Origin of the sequence: Arcanobacterium pinnipediorum (assembly GCF_023973165.1) — a bacterium.
GTDB lineage: Bacteria > Actinomycetota > Actinomycetes > Actinomycetales > Actinomycetaceae > Arcanobacterium > Arcanobacterium pinnipediorum.
Genome location: NZ_CP099547.1, coordinates 1,417,027 through 1,430,076, shown reverse-complemented (window position 1 = coordinate 1,430,076; position 13,050 = coordinate 1,417,027). Strand labels below are relative to the sequence as shown.

Below are 13,050 nucleotides of genomic sequence, written 5' to 3'. Positions count from 1 at the left end.
TGAAACAGGACGAGTATGGCAGAACTATACCAAAAGTGGTATAGTTCTGCCATGGCTGTGTATGGCGAGTTATACGAAATTGCAGTGGATAAGCACTATTTGGTGACCACTGAGGATGCTGCTGATCTAGGCATTCCGGTTGTGGAGTTAGCGAAGCTTGCACATCGCGGAAAGCTAGAGCATATTAGTCGCGGACTCTATCGGTTATCTCAGTACGTGCCCAGTGAAACGGATTCCTATGCGATAGCGGTAGCAAGGTTCGGGCGGGGTGCCTACTTGTACGGTGAGTCCGTCATCGCAATGTTGGGGCTGGCACCCACTAACCCGGACTATATTTGTGTTGCTGTGCCTAAGCGGACGCGGAGATCTTTGCCTGACAGCATCCGTGTGTATAGGGTGCAAGCTGATGATGAGGTGACTGTTTACGAGGGTGTGCCCGCACAAACAGTTGTGGCCGCAATAAAGAGCGCCCGAACCACAATGATGGATGAAAGGCTGCAAGAAGCAGCTGAAACGGCTCACCAACAGGGCTACATTACAACCTCGGCTTTTCAAGTCTTGAAAGGTGAAATGGGATGGTGAGAAAACGACCCGTCACTAAGCGGCACTTAGATATGGCTTTACGGAGTTTTGGCGATGGGGAAGAGGACTTCATCCGTATTAGGACACTTTTAGCGAACTGAAGTGCCCCAGGTTTTGTTCCGTTTAAGTAGATGGGCATAGTTTGGGTAGGCAGATGAAATTTGATCAGGACGGCAAGGATCTTGTCGTCCGCTTGGTAGAAGACCGTATTGTGGCGGAGAATGTTTCCTTGTAAGAAGCGTGCAAGATTGTGGCATCGAAACTAGGTGTTTCTTGGCGCACTGCTCGGCAATGGATGCAGGTAGCTCGCCGTGGAAGGGGCGCGTTCTTGAGCGTATGCCGGTGGACGTGGGAGTCGAAAATGCATACCTTCGCTGTGAAAACCAAGAGTTTCGCGATGCTAATGAGTTCAGATAAGCCGCGTCGGCTTTTTCGCGTCGGAACTCGACCCGAAACATTGGTAAATGATTCGGTTCATTGATGAGTATCGGAATCGTTTTGTCAGTTCATCTGCACGATGTTAAACACTGACCGTGTTGGTGGTTCGTGACTATCGTCAATCACAATCCCGTGGCGTGATTACTCGTAGCCTCCGTAATACTGCTGCCGTGAGCACACCGCTCGTTTGATATGCCTTGCTGGAGTTAGTGGTAAAGGTAAGGGCCGCTTGCCTGTAACAACTCGCAAACCTCAAGGGGTGAGATACTCGCCCGAACTTAGTGCAACGTGAATTTCGAGCCCCTGGACCGAATCGGTTGTGGGTGGGGTGACATTTCCTATGTCCGTACCCGTAAGGAGTATTCTCTGCACCGCTCTTATAACCGATGTGTTCACCCGGACCGATTTATCGGGTGGGCGCTAGTCGGTTCAATGCGAACGTAAAGCGTTGCCGTTGCAGGCGCTCAATCAGGCGATCGTATGCGCGAAGAAAACAACTGGGCTGATTCACCATTGCGACCACGGCTCACAACATGTAGGCATTTTCTATAATGAGCGTCTTGCCGAGCATGGGATTACTTACCTCGACAGGGACGGTTGGCGATTCCTATGACAATGCTTTGGCTGAGAACGTCAACGGTTCATTTCAAGAATGAGCTGATTCATTCATAGGTGGCCGTGGGCGGGGCGTGGTTGGATGTTGAAATCGCGACGTTTGAATGGGTCTCGTGGCCGAACGAGTCACGGCTTGACCAGAGCTTGGGCTACCGTACACCGGCTGAGGTTGAACAGGAGTTTTGGAACGGCAACACCGGCCATGAAACAATAGAAATCAAGGAACATGCCTAGGAACAAAACCCGGGGCACTTCAGTTTTGACCGCTTGTTCGAGTGTGTTTGCTGTTTTATATCTCATCTTGTACTACTTTCGGCTGAGATCCGCGCATCGAACAATAGTTGCTGATATATTTCTTGAGCTCGTTCTTCGCCATAGAAATCTTCTAAGAAGCCCAGTAGTCTTGCGTAGTTGAATTCTGGAAACTTATGCGAAGCATCCCGTAGTACATCTGCGATCAGCGAGAGATCTTCGTCGTCAATTACGAGATCGGAAACGGTGCGCTCAGGTCGCGTTACCAGTAAGCCGTGAATAAAGACGACCTCATCGCGCTGAATGATTCGCAGAGCGAAACTAGCACTCGGGTTTCGTGAATTTATCCTTTTAGGTGCGTAGAGTCGATACGGTGATAGGTGAAAGTCGCTAATCTCGAGCAAAGACGCAGCGGTAGCTCCGCCCGCAGTAACGCCATCCCAGTTACCGGGCTGAATATGTTCGTGAGTAAACTGCTTTGGGGCGGTGAGTTTCCACAATGCGACTAGCTCATCAGTATAGGAAGCGCCAGAGCCAACTAAGCGATACGCACCATGCATGATTCTTTCTACGCGGCCAGACGAAAACGCATCATGTAAAGCATCGCGGGGGATTCCTAAACGCCTAGCTTGGGCGGTAGTAAATACGCCTTCTGATTCTGCCAGATGAGCGATGGATTCAGCATGGCCATTCCTTTTCGTGTTTCAATTGTAGGTTATAAACCTACAATTGACTATCGCTAATTGCCGTATCAGAGTGAACGGGTGAATAAGAGTTCTTTGCGTCAATACAGCTTTTCCGGTGTTTACTTGAATCGAGGTTGGTCAATGATGTTGCCGAGTCGATGGCATAAATGCTCATTGGCTCTATACGAGCACGATAGAGAATTTTGTTCTTAGTACAGAACTAACCAAGAACGGGGCTCCTCAAGGTGAGGAGCCCCGCATGAGATTCACCAGTATAAAACAGCGCTAGATAGAAATACCATTAACGAGCAATCGCACCTAGCGGGCAGTCATACCAGTTTACCGGTTAGCCCGTTCCCGCAGCTTAGCGCCAACCTCTTCATCCACGTTCGTCCAATACCAAATCACACGTTCGAAAACTTCGTCGTTCGTGCCTTCGGTCGCGCTCACCAACGTATCAACGAGATCCTCGCGTTCTTGCTCAGTGTAGACGTTTCGGACCAAGTCATGAGCTTGGCTGAAGTCGTCGTCGTCTTCGCGAAGCTCGTATGCTGCGCGAATCATCTCTCCGTCAGCTTCCCAGCCGTCTTCAACTCGTCCTTCATAATCAGAGAACGGCTTACCCATGGAGTTCGGGGCATAGGTTGGAGCCGAACCCACATGATGGTAAGTCATCGGGCCGTCATGTTTATACGTTGTGACCTCGGGAATTGGCTGGTTAACCGGTAGTTGGTCGTAGTTTGGTCCGATCCGGTAGCGTTGTGCATCAGCGTAGGCGAAAACGCGACCCAGCAACATCTTGTCTGGTGAGAAGCCAGTTCCGGGCACATAGTTCGACGGCGCGAATGCGGCCTGCTCGATCTGAGCGAAGTAGTTCTCCGGATTTTCGTTCAACGTCAACACACCCACCTCATGCAACGGGTAATCTGCGTGCGGCCACACCTTGGTCAAATCGAAGGGGTTGATGCGATAGGTCTTGGCTTCCTCGTAAGGCATGACTTGAACGGAGAGCTTCCAGGATGGGAAATTGCCTTCTGCGATTGCATTCCATAGATCCCGACGATGATATTCGGCGTCCTTGCCAGCCAAAATTTCAGCCTCGGCGTTGGTTAAGTTTTCCACACCTTGTTCGGAAATGAAATGGTACTTGACCCAGAAACGTTCCCCGGAAGCATTGATCCACATGTAGGTGTGTGAGGAGTAGCCGTTCATGGTACGCCACGACTTCGGTAGACCGCGCGGGCCCATAAGATAGGAAACCTGGTGTGCGGTTTCTGGGTTGAGCGTCCAGAAATCCCACTGCATATTGTTGTCGCGCAGCCCGTTAGAGGCGAGGCGCTTTTGGGAATGAATAAAGTGTGGGAACTTCATCGGGTCACGGATAAAGAATACTGGAGTGTTGTTACCTACCAGGTCGAAGTTGCCTTCTTCGGTGTAGAAGCGGGTGGAGAAGCCGCGAACGTCACGCCAGGTATCGGGCGAACCCATTTCACCGGCGACGGTGGAAAAGCGAGTTAGAGTTCGAGTGGTTTTACCAGGTTGAAGAAAATCAGCTTTGGTCCACTTGGACACGTCCTGCGTAACGGTGAACGTGCCGAACGCACCTGCGCCCTTGGCGTGTGGGCGACGCTCAGGTACCGATTCGCGATTGAAATGTGCAAGCGTATCGACGAGGTGAACATCGTGGAGTAAGAGCGGGCCAAGATTTCCTTGCGAGAGCGAGTTGCGATCGGAATCGGCAGGAGCTCCGTTATACATTGTTGAGCCGGTTGGCTCAGCCGAGGATGCCGGTGGAGTAGGACGACGAGTCATAACGATTACCTCCGATAAAAATAGTTGAAACCTGCATTATTTAGTCTAGTAGGCTTTCGGAGATATTGTCTTAGATTTCGCTGACAACGAGTTTATCAGTCGTGAATTCGTCAACGGTGAGTTGATAGCCACTGACTCCATAACCGAATCTCTGCCTTGATACCCTATAGCCATGACGCCCTCACAATCTCTCCAAACCGCCCTCCAGCAAATCGATTCGCGCCCGCTTACCCGCCACCAAAAGTCGCTCATTGCCTTAGTGATCTCCGGCAACATCGCAGAGTTCTTCGACATGTTCCTCATTGGCTTCGTTGTTTCTCTCCTGACCGACCCTTGGCAACTGTCCGGCTTGCAAGCAGGAAGCATCCTCGCCTGCTCGGGGCTCGGCACTGTGTTGGGTGCGATTATCTGGGGCAGGCTGGCAGATAGCATCGGTCGCAAACGCGCCTTCTTCTGGTGCGTCCTCATGTTCTCCGTTTTCACCCTAGCCTCGGTTTTCACTCCCGAGCGTGGCTGGATCATGCTCGCGATGTTGCGAATACTGGTGGGAATTGGTGTGGGCGGGCTCAACATCGTCTCGATTCCGTATGTCCAAGAGTTCGTCCCGGCCAAGCATCGCGGGTTCCTCTCCGGGCTGGCCTCAGTTTTCATCCCGCTCGGCCTATTTTTAGGTGCGCTTGCGCAGTGGGGGTTTGGTGACAACTGGCGTGGGCTGATTGCCTTGGGTGCTCTGCCCATCCTCCTACTTTTCTGGCTAAACACCGTTCCAGAGTCCCCGCGATTCCTCCTGGTTCGCGGCCGGCCCGACCAGGCGCGACAATCCTTAGCCTGGGCGCTCGAACTCTCCGTCGACGACGTAGGTGCGCTTCCGTCGTCGTCGAACGAAACGCCATCCGCCTCGTATCGCACGGTTGTTCGCCACCACTGGCGCTCGCTCCTCATCGTCGCTACCGGCACATTCAGTTTCGTCCTGGGCTCAGCGACGATTCAGTCCTGGGGCCAGACCTTACTTCACGAAGGCTATCTGTTATCGACGACGACGGTCGCCGCGCTGTTCATGTTCGTTTCCCTTGCGGACTTGCTGGGTCGGTTAGGGGTAGCTTGGCTCGCCGATAAAATCGGGCGGCGCCCGACGCTACTGATGTGCGGTGTATTCGGGGCTGGTGGCTCATTCCTAATGGCGTTCTCGGCAGCATTAGGTGCCGGTGGTTCCTGGGTGATGTTCTTCGCCGGGGTGGTAATAGCGATGGCGTTCGGCGACGGTGCGTTCGGCATCCTCAACGCTTTTGGTGCCGAACAGTTCCCGAACCATGTGCGGGCCACCGGCCTGGGCCTGGGGTACGGTATCGGCGCGTCAGCAAAGATTTTCGGCCCGCTAGTGATGGGGCTTTTGATCGGCGGGAGTGTGGTCAAACAAGAGGTGACGTTAAACGCCGTCGTACCGGCATTTATCCTGTTTGCTGCCTTGCTGTTTGCAGCTGGTCTTATCTATATGTTCGCAAAGGAAACGAACGGGACATCGTTGGATGCGCTATAAAAGCTCGTTTGCTTAACCTGCGTGCATACAGTTTGCATTTTTGCTCAAAAACCTGTGTTTCTTCGGCTAAATGCACGAATATGCAAATCGTATGCACAGCCACTGTCTTATTCATACAAAGGGCAAAGCATTTTCCTAAGATTTAGTCAAATATTGCGCTCGCACGAAGTTGTGCCGGGGAGAGCCCATTAGTCCATAAGCTATCAAGAACAGTGCTTATCTTTTGTTCTATTCCTAGGGACTTAAAACCTGTGTGTACGGTATCTGGATGTGTTTGTTCATAAGAAAGTGCTTTATCGCGCCACTCATCTATCCGAGGCGAATCGGCAGGCACATGTGCTAAATCAACAAATTCTCGGGCTAACGAGATTATCTCGTCGTTAATATTGGTCACTTCTTTCCTTCCTAAACGGAGGATTGCCTGCCATTTTTCTGCAGCTAGTGTTAGTTCCAAGAATTGTAAGATTTGACCACTGCGGTAGGCCATTTCTGCTGGGTAGCCACGTTTGATGAGGATATTGAGAAGGTCGCTGATATCGGGTGAATAGAGTGGCAGATCTGCGTCATGGGTACGCATGTTTTTCAGCTGTTGTAAGACGGCCAATTTTTCTTGGGCCTCGGCAATACGCGCCTTGAGGCGTTGTTCGGCGAGGTCCCATGGTTGCGATGTTTGGCTATCGGCTAAGACGGCACCAATGTCATCCAAGGTCAGTCCAGATTCTTGCAGGAATTTGATGGTTGCTACTCGCAGTAGGTGTTCTGCGGTATAGATTCGCCAGCCGTTGGCGTCGCGGCCGATTGCGGTTAGCAGTCCACGATCTTCATAGAGTCGCAAGGCTTTGCGGGATGCGCCGGTTAATTCGGTCAGTTGCTGGGAGTAGAGGATCATCTTGAGCTACTTAGGGTGGTCTCGGATGTTGGCTGGGAAGTGTGCGGTGCAGTATTGAGTGCATGGCTTTGTTGAGATAGGAGCGCCCACGCGGTAGCGACGGCGAATCCGCCTGCGAGCACTAGTCTAACTGCGCCTAGCCCACTGTATGTGTATAGCAAGGTGGCAAGTCCGAACCCGAGTGGGTAAACCGCAAGGATAAGAGTGAGGATAATTCCCATGACTGAACCGCGTTTTCCTTCGGGCAGTAACCCCATAATGGCGATTGTGACACTGGCGTTGATGATCGCAAAGGCAATGCCGAGGAAAAATGCGCCATTTATAACTGCTGACAAGTCCCATAAACTCAGCATCATCAGTGCGCCGATGAAACTGAGGAAAGTAGCACTCAGAAATAGCGTGGAGTGGGTGATTTTTTTGGCTAGCAGCCCGTAGACGATTCCGCCGACCATCATGCCTCCTCCCATGGCTGTGAGAATCCAGGCGATGTAGTGTCGCTGATTAAGCAGTGTGAAATGTGTGGGCAGGACGAAGCTTTGGGTGACCGTGTAAAGGACGTTGATTCCAATCGCAAACGTGATGGCGAAACGCAAGAGCGGAGTTTTGCGGATTAAGGTGACGGCAGTTGTTATGTGGCCGATGAAGTTATGTGTTTGTGTTGTGCTTTGGTATTCGCCGATATCGTAGGGGATAAGTGCAGTAGTGAAAGCGGCTAGGAGGGAACAGATTCCGGTGGCTAGGAGTGCCCAGGATGGGTCGGGCATTATGAGGAATACTCCGGCGAGTGCGGGGCCGATGATGAGCGCGCCTCCTTGTAATGTTTGGAAGTATCCGGTGATAGTTTCATATTTTATCGACGACGACGTTGCCACCTGCGGGCCAAGGGCTTGCCGGGCAGTTTGCCCGGGGACATCGGCGAATGCTCCGATAATTCCGAGGGTGATAAACCACAGTGCACTGGTTAGGCCGATCCAGTCGATAATGAAAAGGCTGAAGACAGAGAGTGCGGATAGGAGATCGGCGGCGAGGCAGAGGTTTCTGCGGTTGACTCGGTCGGCTAGTGCTCCGCCTAATAATCCGGCGCATACGTGTGCGCTGGTGGTGGCTACGGCGACGATGCCAGCCCAGGTTGGTGAGCCGAGTCGCACGATGATAAGCACGGGCAAAACTACTGTGATCAGGGAGTTGCCGAGGACAGATAGAGCATTTGAGGCAAGGTAAGCGGTGGCATACCAAGCTTTTGGAGTTCCTTGTGGGGCAGGTTGTTGTGTCATAAAGTCAGTGTAAAAGGTGGCCCTTGGGGGCAAGTCAATGGGAAATGTGCTGATTTTACCCACAAATCTGGGGTAGTTCCGTGTGTACAGCAAAAAGTGTGGGAGGTGTCCTTTAGGCTAGGGGTGTTATGAGTAAAGATGATGCATTTGTTTCCGCAATGGATAGATTAAAGGCTCGAATTGCCCAAGCTCAGGCCACGGCAAGTCGGCCCGAATCGGCGTCGGCGTATGCGCCAGCTAGTGGTTCGTCGGCGCGCGAGATCGCCGATGAGCGGGTAGCGCAGCTCGTTGAGGGGCTGAACCCGCAGCAGCGCCAAGCGGTGATGCATACCGGCGGGCACATGTTAGTTGTTGCCGGGGCAGGTTCTGGAAAAACCCGTGTGCTTACTACTCGTATCGCTTATCTTATTGCGACCGGGCATGTGCGCCCCAGTGAAGTTCTTGCGATTACCTTTACGAATAAGGCTGCCAAAGAAATGCGCGAGCGCCTTGAAACGTTATTGGGATCGACGGCGAACCGCATGTGGATTTCTACTTTCCATTCTGCATGTGTGCGGATTTTGCGTACCGAGCATCAGGCTCTGGGGATGCGGTCGTCGTTTACCATATATGATGCTACAGATTCGGCACGGCTGATGAAGATCGTTGCCCAAGAAGAAAACATTGATATTAAAGCCTTCCCGCCAAAAACGTTGAGCCGAAAAGTATCGGATCTGAAAAACGCGATGGTGACGGTTAGCCAAGCTAAAGCTCAAGCTGCAGATCGTGATGATCAGATGATTGCCGATGCCTATAGTGGATATCAACGCCGGTTGCGGGCGGCCAATGCGGTTGATTTTGACGATTTGATTATGCTCACTGTGGGATTATTGCGAGATAATCCGGCGATCGCCGAACATTATCGACGTCGATTCCGGCACGTCTTGGTAGACGAATACCAAGATACTAATACGGCGCAATACCAGCTCGTGCGGGAACTGATTGGCGACGAAAACGATCCACTCCACGGCGAACTCACCGTTGTGGGTGATGCAGATCAGTCCATCTATGCCTTCCGTGGCGCAACAATTCGAAATATTGAAGATTTTGAACAAGACTTCCCCAACGCAACTACTGTGATGCTGGAACAAAACTATCGTTCCACGCAAAATATTTTGACTGCAGCTAACTCTTTGATCGCCAACAACCAAGGGCGGCGGCCAAAGAAATTGTGGACGGCTAGTGGAGATGGGGCAAAACTCGTCGGGTATGTTGCGGATGCCGAATCAGATGAATCGGCCTTCGTCGTCGAAGAAATTGATAATGTGCGTACCAAGCATGGCTACAAATACGGCGATATTGCGGTGTTCTATCGAGCAAACGCGCAGTCGCGCGCAATCGAAGAAATGTTTGTGCGCTCGGGAATCCCGTATAAAGTCGTGGGCGGCACTCGATTCTATGAACGTAAAGAAATCAAGGACGCGTTAGCCTATCTCCATGCCGTCGCTAACCCGGACGATACGGTTTCCATACGCCGCGTGCTCAACGAACCCAAGCGAGGTCTGGGCGCGAAAGCTGAAGGTGCAGTAGCGTTACATGCCGAAAAATATCAGATCTCATTCGGCCAAGCACTCACCGATGTTGCCTACCCGCAACTAGCTGTTGAACAAGGGCGCAGCGAGGTAGCTGGAATCCAAGGCCGGGCGCGCAACGCCATGGCTGCCTTTGTTCAGATGCTCGAAAAAGCCCGCGAACAAGCCGATAGTGGGGAAAGTCCTGCCGATATTCTCGATTCAGTTATGGAGGCTTCGGGATATTTAGAGGCGCTACAGACCTCGAAAGATCCACAAGATGAGGTGCGGGTAGAAAACCTTGCCGAACTGCACGCGGTCGCCTCGGATTTCCGGGTGCGTAACGAAGAAGGAACACTGGCTGACTTCCTTGATCAGATCTCACTGGTGGCCGATTCAGATCAAATCCCAGACGAAGATGAGAATAATGAGGGCGAAGTCGTCCTCATGACGATCCATACTGCAAAGGGCTTGGAATTCCCAGTCGTTTTTGCTACTGGTTTTGAAGACGGCACCTTCCCGCATATCCGTTCACTCTCTTCACCAACAGAACTCGCAGAAGAACGACGCCTCGCCTACGTTGCACTGACGCGCGCTCGCGAACGGCTTTACATCACTCGCGCCGCCACCCGCTCCCAATGGGGTGCGCCGCAAGAACTCCCGCGCTCGCGCTTCTTAGACGAGATACCGGCAGAAATCATCGAGTGGCGCCGCGAAGAATCAGCGATGGATACGGTACGTCATGCGTCGTGGGGTAGTGCTCGCAACAGTTGGGGCGCCAAGCGCAATAGTTGGAGTAATAGTGACGACGACGATTTCGCGCCGGCTATTGGAAGCGGAAGCGGGAAGTTTAGACCAGGAAAGATTCTTGGCCAAGAGGCCGCACCGGCTACAGAAGAAGAAACTGGCGGCCAGCCTGCTTCAGGTGAACTTGCCACCGGCGGAATCGCAGTCGGTGATCGAGTACGTCATGGAAAATTTGGCACTGGAAAAGTGTTGTCTTTCGAAGGAACTGGGAAATCTACGGTGGCTAAAGTTCGTTTTGATAGCGGCGCTGAAAAACGCCTCATGCTCCGATTCGCACCATTAGAAAAGATCTGAAACGATGAAAGATCCGTCTTATTCACTGCGTTCCCCGCACACTGCACGTGATGGGGGTAGTATAGGTCAGCGCCCGCGCACATCTACCACCGCGCGGCGTCGGCGGGCGTGGCCCCATAGCCAGATGAACGGAGCACGTCCAACCTCATTTTCTGACCAGGGCGGATATATAGCTGGATTAGATGGGCTTCGAGCAATTGCGGTGCTAGCAGTTATTGCATATCACCTCTGGCCGCAGGTATTTCGCGGTGGCTTCCTTGGCGTCGATATTTTCTTCGTTCTCTCCGGATTCCTCATCACCACACTCTTGCTACGTGAAGACCGAGAACATAACTTCATCAACCTTGCACAGTTTTGGGTACGCCGTGCTCGGCGCCTCGTCCCGGCATTACTTGTGCTGATCATTACCGTTGTCCCAGCAGCGTGGGCAATCAATTCAGATCTTATCGTTGGGATCGGCCGTCAGATTCTCGGTGCCCTGACGTTTTCAACAAACTGGCTCGAAATCGCTCACGGAACGAGCTATTTCGATACCACTGCGCCCATGCTCTTCAAAAACTTTTGGTCTCTAGCCATCGAAGAACAATTCTATCTACTCTGGCCACTCATCATGCTCGTCGTTGTAGCACTCCTTGACTCGCTACGCATTCGAATAGCTTTGTCGCTATCGATGATGTTTGCCTCCGCCATTTTGATGCTCGTGCTCTATTCCGGCGATAACACGACGCGGTTGTACTACGGTACAGATACCCACATCTTCGGATTATGTGCCGGGATCACACTCGCATTTTTCTGGGCCAGTGATCGGCCGCGAATTTTTGCCACCCAGCATTGGCGTTCCTTCCACGCACTCTACGGGTGGAGCGCGGCCGTCACGCTCGGGATTTTCATCCTCATCATGCCTGACAATGGCCCGTGGGCATACATGGGTGGCATGCTGGTAGCCTCAATCGCAACGGTGTTTGTTATCGCCGATATGCTTTTCCCGCATTCGGTTATCGCTCAACTCGGCGAACTATCGCTACTTCGGTGGGTTGGTTCGCGCTCCTATGGTCTATATCTGTGGCATTGGCCCGTCTTAGTGCTAGCTGCTGCGCTATATCCAGTGGCCGTAGGAAGCTGGGCACAAAGTCTGCGCTCCCTTATAGCTATAGTATTAACAGCCATTATCGTAGAGTTTTCCTATCGCTTCATCGAAACTCCGGTGCGACGATACGGCTATCGAAACTGTTTGTATGCGATCCGATCCAATATCCCGAAACATGCAGTCATCACAACTTCGGTCGCTTTAGCGAGCGTTTTAAGCATCGCAACGGCGGCGGCCGTGATTTTCGCGCCCGATAAAACCAGCACCCAAGAACTGATTGAAGCTAGCCAAAGCGATTCGGCGAAACTTTCAATCTCTGGAAACGACCAAGGAAAGCAGTCGGAGTCGGGCACGCAAAAGAGCGATGATTCCTCTGATTTACCGCGCAAAAACCGGCCCACAACCTTGTCTGCGAAACTCGACACCACGATTCCCAATACCTATGAAGTAACAGTGATCGGTGATTCGATGGTTTCTGCCTCGCGCACCGGATTGGTGCATGCGATGCCGGGCGTCAACGCTTTCGGAGAGCCTTCCACCCAATGGGTTCACGCCAAGGACATGATCGCGCAAGCCGAAACCGAAGGAAAACTCGGCCGAGTGGTTGTGCTCGATTTCGGTACGAACGGGGGTGTAGATGATGCTGATCTTATCCGTGACGCCATCGAGCAGCTCGGTGTGGAGCGAATGATTTTTATTGCCAACATCTACTCTCCATCGACGTTCGTAGAGCGCAGTAACCAATTAATCACCCAAGTCGTCAACGAATACCCTAACGTAGAACTCATTGACTGGTATGCCCTCGCTGCGCAACAGCCACACTTGTTGCAAGTCGATTCCACTCATACGTCGATCGAAGGCGCCAACGCATACGGCCAACTTGTTAAAGATACCATCACGGCAAGCGCTAAAAAGTTCTCTGCCCAACGCAACCTTGAGCCTGGAACCGGGTGGGAAACTGAGCCACCAGCACAAGACAGCGCGCCAGATAAGGATGGCACTGGCACCGCCGATGAGCAATCACCGTCGGGCACCCAGACGCGCACTGGTGGCGATACTTCGACGAACGATGCGAACGATGCGAACGATACGGACGGCTCAGGAAGTAACTAGTGGATCTGGGCGCTAGTTCATAGAAAAACTTTCGCAACACACCGAAAAACTTTCCAAATAGCTACCACAAAATTCGGAAAACGGGTAGGCTACTATATATGTCTCGATGTTGAG

General features: G+C 52.3%; 9 protein-coding genes. 5 read left to right on the top strand and 4 right to left on the bottom strand.

Annotation, left to right across the window (positions count from 1 at the left end):
* Positions 1-15: 15 nt before the first annotated feature.
* Together NG665_RS06345 and NG665_RS06340 are read left to right on the top strand one after the other, a co-directional pair.
* Positions 16-582 (top strand): type IV toxin-antitoxin system AbiEi family antitoxin domain-containing protein, encoded by a 567-nt coding sequence (locus NG665_RS06345; RefSeq protein WP_252672877.1) that lies wholly within the window; start codon positions 16-18, stop codon positions 580-582.
* Positions 583-1,698: 1,116 nt separating this feature from the next.
* Positions 1,699-1,869, top strand: coding sequence for a hypothetical protein (locus NG665_RS06340; protein ID WP_252672876.1), 171 nt, complete (start codon positions 1,699-1,701; stop codon positions 1,867-1,869).
* 62 nt (positions 1,870-1,931) lie between these two features.
* Here NG665_RS06340 and NG665_RS06335 read toward each other — a convergent pair whose 3' ends face one another.
* Together NG665_RS06335 and NG665_RS06330 are read right to left on the bottom strand one after the other, a co-directional pair.
* The gene (locus NG665_RS06335; RefSeq protein ID WP_252674096.1) at positions 1,932-2,552 is read right to left on the bottom strand and encodes a type IV toxin-antitoxin system AbiEi family antitoxin domain-containing protein; all 621 of its coding nucleotides are present in this window, start codon (positions 2,550-2,552) and stop codon (positions 1,932-1,934) included.
* Positions 2,553-2,912: 360 nt separating this feature from the next.
* Positions 2,913-4,385, bottom strand: a complete 1,473-nt coding sequence (locus tag NG665_RS06330) for a catalase (protein WP_289812911.1) — start codon at positions 4,383-4,385, stop codon at positions 2,913-2,915.
* 172 nt (positions 4,386-4,557) lie between these two features.
* Here NG665_RS06330 and NG665_RS06325 point away from each other — a divergent pair, with 172 nt between their 5' ends.
* A complete protein-coding gene (locus tag NG665_RS06325) occupies positions 4,558-5,922 on the top strand; it encodes an MFS transporter (protein ID WP_252672875.1) in 1,365 nt (454 codons plus the stop codon).
* Between the two features lie 142 nt (positions 5,923-6,064).
* On the opposite strand, the gene NG665_RS06320 is transcribed toward NG665_RS06325, so the two are convergent.
* Together NG665_RS06320 and NG665_RS06315 are read right to left on the bottom strand one after the other, a co-directional pair.
* Positions 6,065-6,811, bottom strand: coding sequence for a MerR family transcriptional regulator (locus NG665_RS06320; protein WP_252672874.1), 747 nt, complete (start codon positions 6,809-6,811; stop codon positions 6,065-6,067).
* Positions 6,808-8,085, bottom strand: a complete 1,278-nt coding sequence (locus NG665_RS06315) for an MFS transporter (RefSeq protein WP_252672873.1) — start codon at positions 8,083-8,085, stop codon at positions 6,808-6,810. The genes NG665_RS06320 and NG665_RS06315 overlap by 4 nt, the downstream gene beginning before the upstream one ends.
* Before the next feature lie 128 nt (positions 8,086-8,213).
* On the opposite strand from NG665_RS06315, the gene pcrA reads away from it, so the two are divergent.
* Both pcrA and NG665_RS06305 read left to right on the top strand, forming a co-directional pair.
* Positions 8,214-10,736 carry a DNA helicase PcrA gene (gene pcrA / locus NG665_RS06310; protein ID WP_252672872.1) on the top strand — a complete coding sequence of 841 codons (2,523 nt, stop codon included), beginning with the start codon at positions 8,214-8,216 and terminating at the stop codon, positions 10,734-10,736.
* A 4-nt stretch (positions 10,737-10,740) separates the two neighbouring features.
* On the top strand, positions 10,741-12,936 hold the full coding sequence (locus NG665_RS06305; RefSeq protein WP_252672871.1) for an acyltransferase family protein: 2,196 nt from the start codon (positions 10,741-10,743) through the stop codon (positions 12,934-12,936).
* Positions 12,937-13,050: the final 114 nt, after the last annotated feature.

Bases quoted from the DNA above. Each gene is read 5' to 3' on its own strand.
- NG665_RS06345 (WP_252672877.1), top strand. From the start codon at position 16: ATGGCAGAACTATACCAAAAGTGGTATAGTTCTGCCATGGCTGTGTAT.
- NG665_RS06330 (WP_289812911.1), bottom strand. From the start codon at position 4,385: ATGACTCGTCGTCCTACTCCACCGGCATCCTCGGCTGAGCCAACCGGC.
- NG665_RS06325 (WP_252672875.1), top strand. From the start codon at position 4,558: ATGACGCCCTCACAATCTCTCCAAACCGCCCTCCAGCAAATCGATTCG.
- NG665_RS06320 (WP_252672874.1), bottom strand. From the start codon at position 6,811: ATGATCCTCTACTCCCAGCAACTGACCGAATTAACCGGCGCATCCCGC.
- NG665_RS06315 (WP_252672873.1), bottom strand. From the start codon at position 8,085: ATGACACAACAACCTGCCCCACAAGGAACTCCAAAAGCTTGGTATGCC.
- pcrA (WP_252672872.1), top strand. From the start codon at position 8,214: ATGAGTAAAGATGATGCATTTGTTTCCGCAATGGATAGATTAAAGGCT.
- NG665_RS06305 (WP_252672871.1), top strand. From the start codon at position 10,741: ATGAAAGATCCGTCTTATTCACTGCGTTCCCCGCACACTGCACGTGAT.